Source organism: Kineosporia babensis, from assembly GCF_021129305.1.
Classification (GTDB): Bacteria; Actinomycetota; Actinomycetes; order Actinomycetales; family Kineosporiaceae; genus Kineosporia; species Kineosporia babensis.
Window position 1 is genome coordinate 50,680 of record NZ_JAJOMB010000022.1, and the last position, 17,236, is coordinate 67,915.

13 protein-coding genes and 1 pseudogene are annotated in these 17,236 nt (G+C 70.7%); 2 read left to right on the forward strand and 12 right to left on the reverse strand.

Annotated features, from left to right (window positions below; genetic code table 11):
- Positions 1 to 185 precede the first annotated feature (185 nt).
- Entirely contained in the window at positions 186 to 1,112 is a 927-nt protein-coding gene (locus tag LR394_RS31535; protein WP_231448260.1) for an RDD family protein, read from the forward strand.
- A 1,054-nt stretch (positions 1,113 to 2,166) separates the two neighbouring features.
- On the opposite strand, the gene ahcY is transcribed toward LR394_RS31535, so the two are convergent.
- The 9 genes and pseudogenes from ahcY to LR394_RS31580 all read right to left on the reverse strand — a co-directional run bounded on the left by ahcY (position 2,167) and on the right by LR394_RS31580 (position 9,702).
- On the reverse strand, positions 2,167 to 3,603 hold the full coding sequence (ahcY, locus tag LR394_RS31540) for an adenosylhomocysteinase (RefSeq protein WP_231448261.1): 1,437 nt from the start codon (positions 3,601 to 3,603) through the stop codon (positions 2,167 to 2,169).
- 307 nt (positions 3,604 to 3,910) lie between these two features.
- Positions 3,911 to 4,231, reverse strand: a pseudogene (locus LR394_RS31545) (ArsR/SmtB family transcription factor); the annotation flags it as partial.
- Between the two features lie 48 nt (positions 4,232 to 4,279).
- Entirely contained in the window at positions 4,280 to 4,654 is a 375-nt protein-coding gene (locus LR394_RS31550; protein ID WP_231448263.1) for a hypothetical protein, read from the reverse strand.
- Positions 4,655 to 4,825: 171 nt separating this feature from the next.
- The gene (locus LR394_RS31555; protein WP_231448264.1) at positions 4,826 to 5,767 is read right to left on the reverse strand and encodes a cation diffusion facilitator family transporter; all 942 of its coding nucleotides are present in this window, start codon (positions 5,765 to 5,767) and stop codon (positions 4,826 to 4,828) included.
- Between the two features lie 70 nt (positions 5,768 to 5,837).
- The gene (locus LR394_RS31560; RefSeq protein WP_231448265.1) at positions 5,838 to 7,010 is read right to left on the reverse strand and encodes an SIS domain-containing protein; all 1,173 of its coding nucleotides are present in this window, start codon (positions 7,008 to 7,010) and stop codon (positions 5,838 to 5,840) included.
- A 66-nt stretch (positions 7,011 to 7,076) separates the two neighbouring features.
- Complete coding sequence (locus LR394_RS31565; protein WP_269330099.1) at positions 7,077 to 7,277, reverse strand: Trm112 family protein; 201 nt, start codon at positions 7,275 to 7,277, stop codon at positions 7,077 to 7,079.
- Positions 7,264 to 8,745 carry a phosphomannomutase/phosphoglucomutase gene (locus LR394_RS31570; RefSeq protein WP_231448267.1) on the reverse strand — a complete coding sequence of 494 codons (1,482 nt, stop codon included), beginning with the start codon at positions 8,743 to 8,745 and terminating at the stop codon, positions 7,264 to 7,266. The genes LR394_RS31565 and LR394_RS31570 overlap by 14 nt, the downstream gene beginning before the upstream one ends.
- Before the next feature lie 87 nt (positions 8,746 to 8,832).
- Positions 8,833 to 9,126: a hypothetical protein gene (locus LR394_RS31575; protein ID WP_231448268.1), complete on the reverse strand. Its 294-nt coding sequence runs from the start codon at positions 9,124 to 9,126 to the stop codon at positions 8,833 to 8,835.
- 192 nt (positions 9,127 to 9,318) lie between these two features.
- Positions 9,319 to 9,702, reverse strand: a complete 384-nt coding sequence (locus LR394_RS31580; RefSeq protein WP_231448269.1) for a DUF3499 domain-containing protein — start codon at positions 9,700 to 9,702, stop codon at positions 9,319 to 9,321.
- Positions 9,703 to 9,917: 215 nt separating this feature from the next.
- On the opposite strand from LR394_RS31580, the gene LR394_RS43340 reads away from it, so the two are divergent.
- Positions 9,918 to 10,388 (forward strand): metallopeptidase family protein, encoded by a 471-nt coding sequence (locus tag LR394_RS43340; RefSeq protein ID WP_231448270.1) that lies wholly within the window; start codon positions 9,918 to 9,920, stop codon positions 10,386 to 10,388.
- A 1-nt stretch (position 10,389) separates the two neighbouring features.
- Here the strand turns inward: LR394_RS43340 and LR394_RS31590 are convergent, their stop codons facing one another.
- Genes LR394_RS31590 through LR394_RS31600 form a run of 3 tightly spaced genes read right to left on the reverse strand, consistent with a single transcriptional unit; the run spans position 10,390 to position 16,982 of the window.
- On the reverse strand, positions 10,390 to 11,973 hold the full coding sequence (locus LR394_RS31590) for a DUF5719 family protein (protein ID WP_231448271.1): 1,584 nt from the start codon (positions 11,971 to 11,973) through the stop codon (positions 10,390 to 10,392).
- On the reverse strand, positions 11,970 to 16,607 hold the full coding sequence (locus LR394_RS31595; protein ID WP_231448272.1) for a glycosyltransferase: 4,638 nt from the start codon (positions 16,605 to 16,607) through the stop codon (positions 11,970 to 11,972). Before LR394_RS31595 ends, LR394_RS31590 begins: the two co-directional genes overlap by 4 nt.
- Before the next feature lie 39 nt (positions 16,608 to 16,646).
- Positions 16,647 to 16,982, reverse strand: coding sequence for a WhiB family transcriptional regulator (locus tag LR394_RS31600; protein WP_269330122.1), 336 nt, complete (start codon positions 16,980 to 16,982; stop codon positions 16,647 to 16,649).
- Positions 16,983 to 17,236 lie beyond the last annotated feature (254 nt).

Here is a 17,236-nt window from a genome sequence, read left to right on the forward strand (position 1 = left end):
CCTACTGCGGGGCACCCGGGACGCCATCTGACCGTGTCCGGTGGGGCCCCACGTAGAACACCGCTACGCAGGGCCCCACCGGCCACGCCCAGCCAACGCCCCGGGCACCTCCTCGCTACGGCAGCGAACTCCAAGACAAGCCCTAGCCGGGAAGACTGTCGGTGGCCCCACGTAGTCTGGTTCCCGTGATCACAGACCCGCTCGCCCCGCTGCCCGGCCCTTCGCCGGACCGCTCCGGCGCGACCGTCGCCGGGCTGGTCGGCGTCGACGAGCTGGACTTCTCCGACGAACTGATCACCGGCGAGGCGGTGGTCCTCGAACTGCGGCCCGCCTCGTTCATCACCCGGGCGCTGGCGGTGGCGGTCGACGTGCTGGTCACCGTCGTGGCCTTCCTGCTGCTCTACTGGCTGCTCTACGCCACCACCGGCGAGATAGACGCGGCCGCGGGCAGCGCGCTGGGCCTGGTCGCCTCCCTGGCCGTGCTGATCGGCATCCCGATCCTGGTCGAGACCCTCACCCGGGGCCGGTCCCTGGGCAAGTGGCTGGCCGGGCTCCGGGTGGTCCGCGACGACGGGGGTCCGATCCGGGCCCGGCACGCGCTGATCCGGGGCCTGCTCGCGGTGTTCGAGATCTACTGGTCGCTCGGGGCCATCGCCCTGGTCACGTCGCTGCTCAACAAGCGCGGTAAACGCCTGGGCGACCTGGTCGCGGGCACCTACGTGATCCGCGAGCGCCAGCCCCAGCAGCTTCCACCGGCCGTGCCGATGCCGCCGCACCTGGCCCCCTGGATCCGCAACGCCGACCTGGGCCGTCTGCCCGACCCGCTGGCCCGGGCCTGCCGCCAGTTCCTGGCCCGCGCCACCCGCCTGACCCCCGAGGCCCGGCAGCGGCTCGGCTGGTCACTGGCCGGTCAGGTGGGCGAGTTCGTCGCGCCGCCGCCTCCGCCCGGCACACACCCCGAAGATTTCCTGGCCGCAGTCCTCGCCGAGCGCCGCGACCGCGACTACGCCCGCCTCTGGCGAGAGTCCCAGCAACGAGCCGCCCGCCGCGCCAGCCGCGCCGCCGCCAGCCCGCTGTCCTCCACCGGTTTCGGCCTGCCCGACCGCGACTAGGGAGTGTTTTGGAATGCGCCGCCGTAGGCGAGGAGGCGCCCGAGGTGTCGGCCGACGTGGCCGGTGGGGCCTCTCGTAGCGGTGTTCTACGTGGGGCCCCACCTGCCACGGTCAGACGGCGCCCCGGTGCGCCCGGCAGTAGGCATGGAATTTCGAATACGACCTAGGGCCAATGCTTTTCAGCTAAGGCCGAGTCTGGGCCTGTCCGCCCAGACCACGCCCCCGTCGGTCGGCCCGCACCGCGTCTAAGTAACGACATTGCGGCCAGGTCCGGTCCTGCGGATCTTTGCCTACTTTCGGGGCGCAGTCGGCCCGGTCAAGGTTCGTGACCACCGCATCGCGCCCGGCAAGGAGAAGTGGTCCCCGACCGCCCAGGGCCGGGTGGGGTGGACCCGCCGACCGGGCGACTCGAAGGCGACTCGAGAGAGTGCGTAAACAAAGTGCCGCCAGAGACACTTTGTTCACGCATTGTCGTGTTCTCGCCGGGAAGCAGCTGGGGTGTGGAAGAAGCAAGGTCGGCGTGACTTTCAAAACACAACCTGAGGGCCCGTCCTGCGGATCTTGCCTACCGCGGGGCGGAGTTGATCTGGTCAAGGCGTGTGGTCACCGCACCGGGCATAGAGGGGAAGCAGTCCCGGACCGTGAGCGGTTGGGCGGGGACACCTCGATGATGTGTACACCTGGCACCAGATGCACCACCTTTACACATCGCGAGTAGTTGTTCGCCGGGCTCTGTGCCATAGCACTGGAGTAAAGGCCGCGTGGGTGCACCACAGCGAGGGGGTGGCTCCGCTGGCCGGGCGCTGGTGCGGGCGATCAAAGGGATCGCGTGAAGTCGCCGGGCGAATGTGTACGCCTGGTACCGGAAGTACGCGATGCACACATCGCAAACCTTTCCGGCCCGGACGGTGAAGCGGCCCCACCACCCAGGCCGAAACTCAAGGTGCCACCGAGAAACTCGGCCAGCCGCAACGTCCTCAAGCAAGAAAGCCCAAAAGCGCGAAGGCGCACCCTCTTCCCGAAGGAAGAAGATGCGCCCTCTGGCGAAACGCGATCAGTAGCGGTAGTGCTCCGGCTTGTACGGGCCCTCGACGTGCACGCCGATGTACTCGGCCTGCGCCTTGGTCAGCTCGGTCAGCTTCACGCCGAGCGCGTCCAGGTGCAGCCGGGCCACCTTCTCGTCCAGGTGCTTGGGCAGCACGTAGACCTGGGTCTCGTACTCGTCGCGCTTGGTGAAGATCTCGATCTGCGCGATCACCTGGTTGGCGAACGAGTTCGACATCACGAAGCTCGGGTGGCCGGTGGCGTTGCCCAGGTTCAGCAGACGGCCCTCGGACAGCACGATGATCGAGCGGCCGTCAGCGAACGTCCACTCGTGGACCTGCGGCTTGATCTCGGTCTTGGTGATGCCCGAGATCTTGGCCAGGCCGGCCATGTCGATCTCGTTGTCGAAGTGGCCGATGTTGCCGACCACGGCCTTGTCCTTCATGCCCTGCATGTGGGTGGCCGTGATCACGTCGAAGTTGCCGGTGGTGGTGATGAAGAAGTCACCCTGGGCCAGCACGTCCTCGAGGGTGGCGACCTGGTAACCGTCCATCGCCGCCTGCAGCGCGCAGATCGGGTCGATCTCGGTGACGATGACCCGGGCGCCCTGGCCGCGCAGCGACTCCGCCGCGCCCTTGCCGACGTCGCCGTAACCGCAGACCACGGCCACCTTGCCGCCGATCAGCACGTCGGTGCCGCGGTTGATGCCGTCGACCAGCGAGTGCCGGATGCCGTACTTGTTGTCGAACTTCGACTTGGTGACCGAGTCGTTGACGTTGATCGCCGGGAAGAGCAGCGTGCCGTTGCGGTACATCTCGTACAGCCGGTGCACGCCGGTGGTGGTCTCTTCGGTGACGCCCTTGATCTCGGAGGCGATCTTGGTGAAGCGCTCCGGCGAGTCCTTCAGCGAGCGGCGCAGCACCTCGAGGATGACGCCGTACTCTTCGCTGTCGTTCTCGGTGGTGGCCGGCACGGCGCCGGCCTTCTCGAACTCGACGCCCTTGTGCACCAGCAGCGTCACGTCGCCACCGTCGTCCAGGATCATGTTCGGGCCCTGGCCGTCACCCCAGTTGAGGATCTGCTCGGTGCACCACCAGTACTCCTCCAGGGTCTCGCCCTTCCAGGCGAAGACCGGCACACCCTGCGGGTTCTCGGGGGTTCCGTTGGGGCCCACGACGACCGCGGCGGCCGCGGTGTCCTGGGTGGAGAAGATGTTGCAGGAGGCCCAGCGGACCTCGGCGCCGAGCGCGGTCAGCGTCTCGATCAGCACGGCGGTCTGCACGGTCATGTGCAGGGAGCCGGTGATCCGGGCGCCGGCCAGCGGCTTGCTGTCACCGAACTCGGCCCGCAGGGCCATCAGGCCGGGCATCTCGTGCTCGGCCAGACGCAGCTCGTGGCGGCCGGTCTCGGCCAGCGAGAGGTCGGCCACCTTGTATTCGAACGTCATACCTGTCCTTCGGCATCGTGGGATGCGGCTGGAAATAGAGAAGTCCCAGTCGCGGGTGAACGGGTCGAGGCAGGGCGAAGCAGGTCCACCGAAAATCCGGGTCAGAAGCGACCCGGCCAGGACGTGCGCCTTGCCAGACCCGGCGCGGCCCCTCTAGGCCGTCGGCATCACCTACGCCGGAACACGGTCCACGATAGCAATCCGGTCACGGTTCGGGATCCGCCGGTGCGGTTTGTTCGTGGTCAGTTCCGGATCGAGCAACGGACGTGGGTGCGCCCGTTTGCGCTCCCACCTGGGCCTGCGGGGGCAGCACGAGAGCCAGCAGGCCGGGAAACCGTTCGTCGAACTCGTCCCGCCGCAGCCGGATCGTGCGGCGGGCGCCCTCGTCGCGCTGCTCCACCAGCCCGGCGTCGCGCAGCACGGTGAAGTGATGGCTGAGAGTGGCCTTGCCCACGCCGACCTCGAACGATCCGCAGGGCAGGGCCCAGTCCGGGGCGGCGGCCACGCACCGCACGATCGAGAGCCGGACCGGATCGGCCAGGGCGGTGAGCGCGGTCTCGATGCTCACGTCCTGCGGATGCACGTGCTGCGGGGGGCGACGGCCACCGGAGCGAGGTATCACCGACATCAGAACCTCCTCCGCAGCACGCTGCCGATCTTGACCGGAGGGTCAATCCTAGGGCGTGTCGATGTCCGCCGCCCCGATCGAGCCGGTGCCACCGTCGGGGTGCCCGGGCAGGTACCCCGGCTCCTGGGTGACGCCCGGCGGGACCGGCACCTGGTACTGCGCGGAACGGCCGTAGCGGGAACCGTCGTTGGTGCCGGCCACCGCCTTGACCGCCTGCGCGGAACTGATCACCAGCGCGCCGACCAGGGCCAGCGAGGCGATCACGACGACCGTGGCGGCCATCCGGGACCGCCGTGACCAGCGGCCGAACCAGCCGAAGCGCTGCGGCTCGGCGCCGTCCGGGTACTGCGCCCAGCGATCCGGCCTGCGGGCCTGGTGCGGCAGGACAGGACGGAGCGTGCGGGGTGCGGGGTCAGCGCGCACGACGGCCTCCTGACTCGAAGTGACAGGCATGAATCGGGTCCGAACAGGGTGGAGCGGCGGAACTGTTCCGACGCTACCCACAGAATCCGAATCGACGGTCAAGCGCCTGCTAGGCCAGCGTTATCGCTGTCCACGTCGTTAAAGCACTCCTATGCCAGCCACCAGAGGGCCCTAGCTCGCGGGAACTCCGGCCGGTCCGCCGTCTCCGTGGGCGATGTCCGGCTCCAGGAAGATCAGCTTGGCGTCCGGCACCGCGGCCCGGACCCGGACCTCGGCCTCGTTGATCGCCTCGGCCACCTCGACCGCCGACTCCGTCGGCACCACCGCGATCTTCGCCGCCACCAGCAGCTCGTCCGGCCCGACGTACAGCGTGCGGATGTGGATCACCCCGTTCACGCCCGACCCGATCAGCGCCTGCTTGATCTGCGCCAGGTCGTCGGCCGTGGCTCCCTCGCCGACCAGCAGCGAGGAGGTCTCCATGGCGAGGATCACCGCGACCACGATCAGCAGCAGCCCGATCATCGCCGTACCCACCGCGTCCCACCGCCCGTCGCCGGTGACCAGGGTCATCGAGACCCCGAAGAGCGCGAACACCAGACCCAGCTCGGCCGCCGTGTCCTCCAGCAGCACCACCGGCAGCTCGGGCGACTTGGTCTCCCGGATGAACCGCCACCAGCTGCGGCCGTCCCGCTGCGGGGTGGCCTCGCGCACCGCGGTCCGCAGGCTGAGACCTTCCATCGTGATCGCTGCCAGCAGCACCACCACCGGCACCCACTGCCAGTTCTCGATCGGCTCCGGGTGCGACCACTTGTGGTACGCCTCGTACAGCGCGAACAACCCGCCGACGCTGAACAGGATCACCGACACCAGGAACGCGTACAGGTAGCGCGAACGCCCGTACCCGAACGGGTGCTCCTCGTTGGCCCGCCTCTCCGCCCGCCGGCCACCGATCAGCAGCAGCACCTGGTTGCCCGAGTCAGCCAGCGAGTGGATGCCTTCGGCCAGCATCGAGCTGGACTGGGTCAGCGCGAAGGCAACGAACTTGGTTGCGGCGATCCCCAGATTGGCGCTGAGCGCCGCAATGATCGCCTTGGACCCACCCTCGGTGGACATACCCGTCTCCCGCCTGGACAAACGCCTGGAACACAGCGGGAGCAAGGTACTACTTGCCGGAGGAAACCACTTATTGAGTGCGATCCCTGAGGTCGGCCACGTGCGGCGAGGTCAGCGGATCGATCCCGCTGGCCAGGGCCATGTACACCGAGGCGAAGTCGGTGAGCGAGACCAGGTCGGCCAGCCGCTCAAGGGGATGCCCCGGATCCGCAGCGACCTCGGTGACCCGTACCCCCGCGTCCTCTGCTGTGGCCCGAACCGCATCGGCCGTACGACTCGTCTCCAGCCAGGAACCGTCCGGCCGGTCCAGGGTGGGCGCCGCATCGCGCAGCAGGAGCAGACGCATCTGCGGTGAGGCGGCCGGGACGTCGTCGAACTCGGGGTCCGCGAAAATGTCCGCCGCAGGCCGCCGGGCCAGCGGGCCGTCGAAGGTGGCGACCACGTCACCCGCATCGTCGGGCAGGGCTCCACGCATAGCCGGAACCCGCGCGGTCCGGGCGAGCATCGAAACGGCCCGTAGCGCAGCCACACCGGTGACGTCTCCGTCGCCCAGCACCACCGGCATCACGCCGGACAGTTCGAGGGCGAGCGACTTGGCCGGGTTGACGAAGGCGTCGGAGGAGGGCCGGTACTTGTCCGCCTGGGCGTCGAGCCGGTCGGCGACCCGCTCCAGCACCTCGTTGGACGCGTCCGTAAGCCCCAGCTGGTGAGCCACCGAGATCACCGGGATCGCCAGCGACCACAGCGCCATCCGGGAGGCCCGGGCCGCCGGAGTCTCGTTACGCGGGACGGCGACGTGCACGCCGCCGGTGCGCTCCGACACCTCGGCCAGCGGGGAACGCGGCGCGCCGACCGTCAGCAGACGGCAGCCACGACGGGCCGCCTCGGCAGCCAGACCCAGCGGGCCCGGCGCCCGGCCGGACATCGACACGGCGACGACCAGGTCGAGCGGGCCGACCCAGCCCGGCAACGGCAGACCCCGCCGGACCGAGACCGGCACCGGGGCACCGCTGCCGGCCAGCAGGATCAGGACATCGCCGACCACGGCCGAGCCGCCCAGGCTGGCCACCACGACCGCCCGCGGACGGCCGTCCGCCACGATCTTGGAGACCGGGGCCTCGGCGGTGGCCGAAAGAGCCATCCGGACCTGCGCCCCGGCCATCGCCAGGGCCCGCAGGCTGCCGGATGGATCGGCCGCGGCCAGGCCGTCGGGGTCGTCGAGCAGCTGTTCGTCCAGTGCCATCGCGCAATCTCCAGCGAGCCGTACGTACGGTTCCTAACCTGCCGACCGAGCCACCCGGAAAACCGGTCAGGACCGGGTGCGGGCCTCGTCCACGAGCAGCACCGGGATGCCGTCGTCGATCCGGTAGGCCAGCGAGCAGCCGGTGCACTGCAGCTCCGGCGCGGCGTCCGGGCCCTGGCCCTCGGTCAGGGCCGAGCGGCAGCTCGGGCAGCGGAGGATCTCCTGGAGCCAGGGTTCGATAGCGGTCACGCGCTCATCCTGTCGCATCGGTGGCGCGCTCGGCGACCCGGACCAGCGCGAGCACCTCGTCGCGCAGCGCGGCCATCACCGCCGGGTCGGCCGCCTCGGAGTTCAGCCGCAACAACGGCTCGGTATTGCTCGGGCGCAGGTTGAACCACCACAGGCCGGGGAGGCTGCCCTCGCCGCTCGGCGCGTCGGCCTCGTGGCTGATGGTCAGGCCGTCGAGCCGGTCCACCACCACACCCGGGCGGCCCTCGAACGCCTTGGCCACCCGCTCGGTGGCCTCGTCCACGTCGGCCACCACGGAGTTGATCTCACCGCTGGGCGTGTACCGCTCGTACTGCTCGACCAGGCCGGACAGCGGCCCGTCCTGCTCGCCCAGGGCGGCCAGCACGTGCAGCGCGGCCAGCATCCCGGTGTCGGCGAACCAGAAGTCGCGGAAGTAGTAGTGCGCCGAGTGCTCGCCGCCGAACACGGCGTCGTACTTGGCCATCTCGACCTTGATGAAGGCGTGCCCGACCCGGGTGCGCACCGCCTTGGCGTCGTTCTCGGCGATCACCTCGGGCACGGTGCGCGAGGTGATCAGGTTGTGGATCACCGTGGCCTGGTGCCCGGCGGCCCGCTCCTTGGCGATCTCCCGGGCCGCGACCAGCGCGGTGATCGCGCTCGGGCTGACCGGCTCGCCGCGCTCGTCGATCACGAAGCAGCGGTCGGCGTCACCGTCGAAGGCCAGGCCCAGGTCGGCGCCGTGCTCGGGGACCGCCTTCTGCAGGTCGCGCAGGTTGGCCGGGTCGAGCGGGTTGGCCTCGTGGTTGGGGAAGGTGCCGTCCAGCTCGAAGTACAGCGGGACGATCTCCAGCGGCAGGTCGTCCAGGCCGAGGGCGCTGCCCAGCACCGCGGGGACGGTCAGGCCGGCCATGCCGTTACCGGCGTCCACCACGATCTTGAGCTTGCGCCGGGAGGTCAGCGGGACCAGACCGCGCAGGTGCTCGGCGTAACCGCGCAGGGTGTCGCTCTCGCTGACCTTGCCCGGCGCGGCCGAAGGCTCGCCGGTGCCCCAGGTGGGGTGGTCGAGCAGCGCCTGGGCCAGGTCGCGGATCTCGGCCAGGCCGCTGTCCAGGCCGATCGGGCGGGCCCCGGCCCGGCACATCTTCATCCCGTTGTAGCTGGCCGGGTTGTGGCTGGCGGTGAGCATCACCCCGGGCGCGTCCAGCGCCCCGCTGGCGTAGTACAGCCCGTCGGTGCTGCACAGGCCGATCATCACGACCTCGGCGCCCTCACCGGTGACGCCGTCGGCGAAGGCCTGGGCCAGCGACTCGCCGCTGTCGCGCATGTCCCGGCCGATCAGGACCCGTCCGGGCGGGGCATCGGGGTCCGAGGTGAGCACCGCCCGCGCGAACGCCGAGCCGAGGGCCCTGGCGGTCCGCTCGGTCAACTGGGTGCCGACCAGGCCTCTGATGTCGTTGGCTTTGACGATTTCGGTGAGCTGAGCCACCGGGGCAGGCTATCTGAGCCGACCCGGTGACGTGCACGGATCGGGCCACGAGCCGGTCTCGATGGTTCGTGGCCCGGATCCGGTACGTCAGTTCTTGCGAGCCTTGTCCAGCACCGAGGCGACGCTCAGGGCGTCCCCGCCGTGCTCCCAGGTGCGGTGCTCGCACCGGTGGCAAGAGGTGAACTCCACCGGAGTACCGTCGGTCAGATTCATCGACAGCCGGGTGACCCGGCTGCTTCCACAGGCCTGGCACTGGATCTCGGACCGATGCTCGCGCTGGGTCAGCGAGCCGAGGGGGATCGACGGTCCGGCCGCCCGGCCGCGCCGCCGCCCCCGGGTGGGGGCGGGTGTGCCGGTGGAATCCGAGGACTGAGGAGTCATTGAGGAAAGGTCCTTGCTTCGGACGACAGGGGAAGTAACCCGACGGCGAGTAATCACTCGAACGCGGGCTGCTGGCGATGCTCCCTGTCATTCGGCGAGTCACACCGGCACCTTGAGCCACCGGAGCGTCGCGGCATCCCGGATCAAGCGCCGCGAAAGCGGCATCCTGAACGTGATTCAGATCGCACTGGATCAGGTGAGGGGTTCACCCAGGATCGGATCCTTCAGCACCCGCAGGTGCCCACGCCGGTTGACCTCGACGGTGGACAACTCGGCGTCCGGCGCAAGCTCGGTGGCCGGTGGCCGGGCCGCCTCGCGCACCGCGTCGGCCAGGGCCAGCAGGTCGTCGTGCGAAGGCGGCGGCGGGACGTACTCGCCCGGCGCCAGCCGGACGATCTCCCAGCCCCGCGGCGCGGTCAGCCGTTCCGCGTGCACCGCGCACAGGTCGTAGCAGTGCGGCTCGGCGTAGGTGGCCAAGGGCCCCAGCACCGCCGTGGAGTCGGAATAGACATAGGTGAGGGTGGCGACCGCTACCCGCTGGCAAGCGGTCCGGGAACAACGGCGCACTCCACTCACGATTGAGAAGTTACTCCCTCATCAGGCGTACCGGCTGCACCGGCACGCCACCCGATCCGTGTCTTCGCCAACCCGCCGGTCCCGCTGCTCGGTTCCGGCGATGACGCCCTCATCTTGCCCGATCCGTCCCCGGACGTCACGGATGCCGAGCCTGCAGATCAGCGGCGGGCCGAATTTCCGCGGTCGCCCAAGGCCCGCGGAGTACCCTCGGACACGTGTCCCGACCTCGCGCGATCCCAGATCCAGCCGCCTCGGGAGGGCCCGGCGCACGCCACCCGAAACGACGCGACCGGCGTGGCCGGGGGATCCGGGGTCAGCTCCTGCCCCGCACCGTCCCGGCCTGGCGCAGCCGTGCCGACCGCTTCGACGACCTGATTCTGGACGCGGTCGAGCACCTCTCGCGGCGCTGGGACAAGCAACTGCAGGACGTGGAGTTCGCGGTGGAGGACGTACCCCCGAGCGATCCTTCGCCCTGGGAGCACGGAGAAGTACCCCTGGGCCGATTCTTCCCCGCCGACGGCGATCTGCCCCCGCGGATCGTGGTCTACCGGCGTCCGGTCGAGACCCGGGCTGCGGACGCCCACGACATCGGCGAGCTGGCCCAGAGCGTGGTGGTCGAGCAGGTGGCGCATCTGCTCAACCTCACCCCCGAAGAGGTCGATCCGCGCTACAACCGGGACAGCTGAACTACTTCAGGCCCACCCGGGTGTCGGCCACGGCCGTGGCCGGCACCTCGTCGGCCTTGGCCGGGTCGACCCCGAGCACGGTGATCAGGGTGCCGACGGCATCGGTCGCGGTGGCCACCACCGAGGCCGCCACCGCCCCACCCTGAGGATCGGACATCCGGAACGCCACCGCGCCCTCCGCCAGCGGGAACGCCGCCGCCGTGGCTTCCTTCATCTCCACGTTCACCACGTCCAGCTCCTCGCCCTCGGCGTCGAGCGGAGTGATCGTGAGCGAGCTGGCCTTGGCCGCGGCGACCAGTGAGACCGTGGCCCGGGTGCCGGGAGGCAGCATGGTGTACCCGCCGCTCTTACGGGCGGTCACCGCCGGGGCCCAGCCGAAGTCGGTGGCCTGTGCTCCCGCGGCGGCCGGGCGGCCGATCTGGGCACCGGCCACCACCGGCACATCGGCGTCGATCACGGCCGTGTAGGTGCCCGAGGCGATCCCCGCGATCGGCACATCGACCACTCCGCCGGCAGGCACGTTCAGTACCGCGGCGCCAGGCATCTCCACCTCGCCGGAGGAATTGAGCAGCCGGATCTTGACCACGGCCTCCTCATTGCCCGGTACGGCCAGCCGGATCGAGGTGGAACCCGCCGCAGCCGGATCGTCCGCCGTCTTGGAGTAGCCGTTGACCAGCGAAATACCGGGTATCAGCTGGCGTTTGGCCGGTTCGGCGGAGGGCGAGACCACATCCACCCCGCCCGGGACGAGCCCCCGCAGCTTCGAGCCGTGCATCCGCGCAACCACCTGGCCACTCCGGGCCACCAGATGAACCGCCACCCGCTCCTGATCGGGAGCCAGAGCGTCCACCAGCACCGGAGTCTGGCCACCTGCCGGGACCACGACCCCGTCTCCCGCCGGCGCCTCGACCTTGCCCTTCTCCCCCAGGACGGAAACGTCCACCACGGCGGTGGCCGCGGTCGGGTTGGACAGCAATAACCTCAGCCGCTCACCGGTTTTCGTACCCCCTCCGACCAGCCAGGCATCCGCCGACGTCTGGTCACATCGACTGGCCGAAAGCCCGCGCAGATCGCCCTTGGGAGTCAAAGTCGACTGCACAGCGGCCAGTTCGGGCGGGGGCGCCGTGCTTTCGCTCTCTCCGGTCATCACGATCGGCCCGAGATTCCAGGTGGAGAGCCCAGCAATGGACGTCCGCCCGGCCTTGGCCCCCAACGGTACCCGAGTACCGGCATGTACGGAAACCGCGCTCTTCGGGACGCTTTCACTCAGATCGCGGATCGCGTCGAAGTTCTTGCCCTCGGCCTGAAGCGTGGCCTCCGCCTCGCCGTCCGAGGCCAGCAGAGCACTGATCAGCACGCCCGCTCCCGGGCTCACAGCCTTGCCGCCGTCCGGGACGACCAGCGTCTCCGGGCCGGAACAGGCCAGCGTCGGCACCGCGATCGCGGCCGGCAGCCGATTGGCTACCGGACTCGAAACCGGACCTACCCCGATCTGTTCGGGAAGCATCGCGGCGCCGACCGCGATCCCCCCTGCGACCGTCAGCACTCCCGTCACCGAAAGCACCCCACGCGCGCGCTGATTCACGAACTCTCTTCCTCCCCGGAGTCGGCCGGAGCGTCGTGACCCGCTTCCTGGCCGCGCTCACGGGCCGGTTGACGAACCGATCCGCTGGCAGTCTCTCCCGACTCCCCGGACGTTGCCGCGTCCCCACTTCGGGCCTCGCCGTCCGCGCTATCGGCCGGACCCGCCGGATTCGGCGCGCTTTCCACCGGTCGTGAATCGCCCGCTTCGGCCGGGCTTTCCTCGGCGAAATTCTCGGTACCCGGGAGGGCATTTTCGTCCGACGTCCGCGGCTCGGGCGGCAGGGAAGCAGTCGGGCCCCCACTGGCCTCTGGTTGGCTTACAAGCTGCTTTTGGACGTGCAACGCGCCGGGCGCGGTCGGCCCACCTTGCGTCGGGGCTGGGGTAGCAGTGCTTGGGGACGTTTCCCGCACCGTTTCGACGTGGCTCGCCTCGGTCAGGTCCCCGACCACCATCTCGGCCGTCGCCTGAGGGTCCGGCTCGGTCCTGGCCGGCGGCTGATCGTCGGCTTCCGTGCCCCCTTGAGCGCCCCCGGCATCCCCTTGAGCGCCCCTGGTGTCTTCACCGCCGTCCTCTGGTTCTGGCTCCTCCACCGCAGCCGTTTCCAGCGCCCGCCGCTCCTTGCGCCGCTTGGCCGCATCACGCCGGGCCTCCACCAGCATGGCCTCGGCCGCCATCGCCTCCGCTGCCTGCCGGGCCGCCCGACGACGGCGACGCGAAGGCGGCTCCGCCATCGGGTCGTCCCCGTCAGCCGTCTCCAGAGCCAATCGGCGAGCCAGCTCGGCCATCCGGGCCTGGTGATCCGCATAGGCCTGGGCCGGATCAGTGGTCCCCCGGCGCGGACGTTCCGGCGCATCGCCGGGACGCCGCACCCGACGTCCGGTGCTGACCATCGGCTCCGGTGCCTCCTGCTGCGAGAGCGACCGCCAGCCCTTCTGCGGGATCAGCAGACGCAACCGCCGCCGGGGCAGCGGAACCGCCACCAGCAACGCCAGCCCCAGTACCCCAAGGCGCGACAGGTCCAGCGCGTTGCCGGACGTGGCGGAGTGACTCACCGCCAGTTCCCCGCTGTCGGCAGGCAGCTCGAAGGCCTGAGCCCAGCCCCCGTGCGTGGCCGGCTTCAGCTCGGTCCCGTTCAGCGTGGCCGTCCAGCCGGGGTCGGCGCGTTCGCTCAGCACCAGCAGGCGGCCGGTCTCCCCCTGGTCGACCTCGGCGCTGAAGTTCACGTCCGACGCCGGAACTGTCGAGATCAGCTCACCCTCGGCGGAGAGCACCCGTACCCGGGCCGGGCGGGTGGGAGCCGCCTCATCCGCCTCGCTGTCAGTAGCGGTGGCGCCGAGTTCGACGCGCCACAGCACCTTGTCGTCGCCGTTGCTCACACGTACCAGCCCCGGCGCCACATCCAGCGCAGCCTGTGCAGCCTCGGTCGCGCCCTGGTCAGCGGGCCTCCCGGTCAGCAGCAGCACCGAGCCGATGTTCAGGTCGGCGAACCGCTCACGTTGGTCGTCCCCGGCCCCGGACACCAGCGCGCCGATGGCCTGTAGCACCGGTTCGTCACCGTCTGCCCGCGCCGCGGTGGCCGAGGGTGTGAGTGAAGCGGCCGACTCCTGACCGATCTGTGGACCGCCGGTGCGGTACAGCGTCCACCGCACGCCGTCCGCCATGGGCTGGATCGCCAACGTCCGGGTGGCCGCTGGGCCGTTCGCCTCGGCCGCAGCCACGGCGGGCAGCACCTCGGGGTCGGTCCGGTGTACCCAGCGGTTTGGGCTCCCCGTCCAGCCATCAGCCGCCCAGGAGGTCAGAAGCAGGACAGGAGTGAGCACGGCCAGAGCTCCCATGCTCACCGCGCTCCAGTGGCCGATGCCGATGCTGCGCGCACGCAACCGGCCCGCCGCCCCGTCCAGGTTCGACAGCGCAGCCACGATCAACGCCAGCAGGAACAGCGAGACCGCTGGGCCGGACCAGCCGTGCAGCAGCCCGTCTGCCCCCCGGCGGGTGTCGACCACCGGAATCGCCACGGCCGTGAGCAGCGCGATCAGGCCGACCAGCCAGCCCAGCGCGGCGATCCGGCGGCGCCGGGCCCCGGTCAGGGCGGCCACGCCGAGCACGATCGGCGGCACGACCACGAACACGGCGAAGATCCGCAGCCAGACCCCTGCGTCGCCGAAGCCGATGAAGTCGGCGACGGCCTGGCCCAGGCGATGCACCAGGCCGTGGTTGATCACCGCAGGATCGGTCGGCCACAGAACCGCAGCCCAGCCGGGCGAACCGGGCAGCACCGCGCTGGCACCGCCGGGCTCGGCCAGAAGCAGCCGCGGATCACCGGCCACGGCCTGCCACCACGGCGCGAGCAGCACCCCCGGCACGGCCAGCGTCCAGAGCAGCAGCCAGCGTCCGGCCCGGGCCACCACCATCAGGATCAGCACGGCAGCCAGGGCGGGCAGGGCCAGAGCGGGCGCCGCGGCGATCACGACCGTGAGGGCCAGCCCGGCGCCGGAGGCGGCGGCCATCGAGGCCCGGCGCCGCCGCACCATGCCTGGCATCGAGGGCCCGAGCAGCTCCAGCGGGCGTAGGCCGACCGCCCGGGTCAGCGCGAGAGCGGTCATCGGCAGCATCAGGTGGGCCACCACGGCGCCGAGCCGGCCCGCGGTGACCGAGAGGATCAGCGACGGCGCCGCGGCCCAGACCAGCGCCGCCCAGGCCCGCAGCGCCCGCGAACGGGTCAGCGCCGAGGCTGCCGCCCAGGCCGACAGGGCGGCCAACGGCAGAGCGCCGAGCAGCAGGAACTCCACGCCGCCCCGGGTGGAGCCGGCGAACGGCCAGGAGATCAGGGCGAGTACCAGGTCGAACGGGTCGGCCGCGGCGGACAGGCCCAGGCCGGTGGAGCGCCAGCTGGCCAGGCCGGCCGACCACAACCGGCCGGCCTCGGCGGGGGCCGGGATCAGCGCGTCACCCACCGCAACGCCGGAACCGCGCAGCAGCACCCGCAACGCCACCAGCCCGGCTGTCCCGGTCAGGAAGGCGACCAGCAGGCCGAAGCGCAGTTGTCCCGGACCACGCAGCGGCTCACGCTCGTCGTCGAACCGCGCCTCGTCCTCGACCGGCATCCCCGCCGCGAAGTCGACCGGCGGGCCCGGAGTGATCGGAGCATCGACCGGGGACGGGTCGTCCAGCGGGTGGGTCGGGCCGGCCGGGTACTCCCGCAGGTCTACGACCAGACCTTCGTGCTCGGCGGTCGGCGGCTGGACCAGCTCGTCGGCCCGAGGGCGACGCACCGCCCACCCGTTCCGCCTCGCTCCGGCTGGTTTCGCCGGCGGTGCGGCAACCGCTGAGGCCGGGGCCGGTTCGGCCCACACCGCCTCCTGCGCCCGCAGGTAGGACGACAGCCGGTCGCGCCGCTGCCGAAGGGTGGGCCAGGTGCCCGCAAGCAGGCGCCGGTACTCCCGGCGCGACATGGTGCGGCCCTTGCGAGCCCGCCACCGGGCCTTGATCCAGGCGATCGGCCGCAACACCGCCGCCAGGTACGCGGTGATCTCGCCCAGCGCCCGGTCGGGCTGCTTGAGCGTGAGCCGGGCCAGCGCGCGCAGCACCGCCGCCGCGCCCAGCCAGAGGATCAGGAAGGGCAGCAGCGGCAGCGCGACCGAGGCCAGCCGCAGGTGCACGGCGGCCCGCCGGTCGTGCCGGGCCCAGGCCGCCGGGTTCGGCGAAGACGCGCGCAGGCCGGACGAAGTCGCCTCGGCGTGGGCCATCACCGCGGGTGGTACCACGACCACGCGCTCGCCCCGCAGGTGCGCCCGCCGGCACAGGTCGAGGTCGATCCGGGCGTTGCGCAGCGCCGGGTCCGGGCCGCCGAGACTCTCCCAGAGCTCGCGCCGGACCAGCATTCCGGCGGTGCCCACGGCCAGCACGTCGCTGCGGTGATCCAGCTGCCCCTGGTCGATGTCGTCCACGTCGACCCCGGTCACCCGGGCGCCGAACCGTGAGGTGGTGAACCCGACGTCGAGCAGCCGGCGGCTGTCGGCCCAGTGCACCTGCTTGCACCCGGCGATCCCGATCGAGGGACCGGCGTCGATCGTCTCGACCAGCCGCTGCAGGGTGTCCGGAGCCGGCGCGCTGTCGTCGTGCAGCAGCCACAGCCACTCCACCGGGGACTGCTGCACGGGCAGCGTCAGAGCCCCGGAAATCGCGGCCGAAGCCGGGTTTCGGCCACTCGTCGAACTGGAGGCGGGACCCGTCCCCGATTCGTCACCGACCGCAGCCAGAGCCGAACGCACCGCTTCACCGAAACCGGTCTGCGGCCCCAGCCGCACCAGGTCGGGCGTCGCGATCGCCAGCATCTGCGGACTTTCGTCGGCCGAACCGGCGTCGACGGCGATCAGCCGGTCGGGCCTGCGGGTCTGTCCTTCGAGTGCATCAAGAGTGCGCGGCAGGAAGAGCGCGCCGTCGTGGGCGACCAGGACCGCGGTGACGACGACCGCCGGTCCTGGCTCGCTCGGGGGCTGCCAGGCCGACCAGTCGATCTCCTCGTCCGGCTGCTCCGCCTCGGGCTCGACGAAAAGCAGACCCGGACGCCGGTTGTCGGCGCCGGGCGTCGATCGGGGAGACGGTGTGGTCGGTACCTGGCCACGAAAACTCACCGTGAGATTCTCATGACAACGGAACGGTGTTCGCCCGGCTCAGACCGCCTGCTTCTTCACCCGGCGGCGCTCGCGCTCGGACAGACCGCCCCAGATCCCGAACCGCTCGTCCTTGGCCAGTGCATATTCCAGGCATTCGGCCCGGACCTCGCACGACATGCAGACCCGCTTGGCCTCGCGGGTGGAGCCGCCCTTCTCCGGGAAGAACGCCTCCGGGTCGGTCTGCGCGCAGAGCGCCCGTTCCTGCCAGGCCAGCTCCGGAGGCAGCCCGTCGGAACTCGTGGCAACCAGGGTGAGAACATCCAGCTCGGCCGAATTCTCTGACTGCTCTGCGTCATTCGTGCTGTCGCTGATGATGATGTCACCTGCCGCCATGAGCTCGTGCACTTGGCGCCTCCCTCGACCCGGGCCCCTGTGACAGGGCGTTCCCCCCACTAAGCGTGATGGCGCGCATACGTTAGGTGATTTCCTGCTGTTGACACCAATGAAATTACACGCGTGTCGTGCCTGCTCCGTCAAGCTGAAGTCTGCTAGTCACTTGCGTTTGACACGTGCACCATCCCATGTAACACGCGGAATTTCACCCGTACCGATCGGGAGAAGCTAGGACATCCCACCCCGTGACGCAT

Excerpts from the sequence above, each read along its gene's own strand:
- ahcY (WP_231448261.1), bottom strand. The coding sequence starts at position 3,603 with ATGACGTTCGAATACAAGGTGGCCGACCTCTCGCTGGCCGAGACCGGC.
- LR394_RS31555 (WP_231448264.1), bottom strand. The coding sequence starts at position 5,767 with ATGTCCACCGAGGGTGGGTCCAAGGCGATCATTGCGGCGCTCAGCGCC.
- LR394_RS31560 (WP_231448265.1), bottom strand. The coding sequence starts at position 7,010 with ATGGCACTGGACGAACAGCTGCTCGACGACCCCGACGGCCTGGCCGCG.
- LR394_RS31565 (WP_269330099.1), bottom strand. The coding sequence starts at position 7,277 with ATGCGACAGGATGAGCGCGTGACCGCTATCGAACCCTGGCTCCAGGAG.
- LR394_RS31575 (WP_231448268.1), bottom strand. The coding sequence starts at position 9,126 with ATGACTCCTCAGTCCTCGGATTCCACCGGCACACCCGCCCCCACCCGG.
- LR394_RS31600 (WP_269330122.1), bottom strand. The coding sequence starts at position 16,982 with ATGGCGGCAGGTGACATCATCATCAGCGACAGCACGAATGACGCAGAG.